Source organism: Leifsonia sp. SIMBA_070 (assembly GCF_046534635.1).
GTDB lineage: Bacteria > Actinomycetota > Actinomycetes > Actinomycetales > Microbacteriaceae > Leifsonia.
The window spans coordinates 1-229 of the sequence record NZ_JAWRYK010001064.1; the positions used below are offsets into that span (position 1 = coordinate 1).

The window sequence follows — 229 nt, forward strand, 5'->3', positions numbered from 1 at the left end:
CAATTTCTTTTTCAGACAATTTTAAATCTATAAGATCTACAGGTTCCTTTTTTTCTTCTATGCCGAATTGACTTAAATAATGCCTGAAATTATAAACAGGATATTTTGCGATATGCTCATAATCATCATGTTCTGCAATAACATTTTCCGGAAGGTCTCCAAAGAATTTATATTTAGCACTTGAAAACTTAACTCCGAGTCTTCCTGATGACGAATTCTGATCAACATT

Annotated in this window: 1 protein-coding gene; it reads right to left on the minus strand. The window is 31.4% G+C overall.

Features of this window, described 5'->3' with window-relative positions; translation table 11 throughout:
* Window positions 1-229: hypothetical protein (locus SB754_RS23405; RefSeq protein ID WP_410784624.1), on the minus strand; the 229-nt coding region annotated here is incomplete at both ends.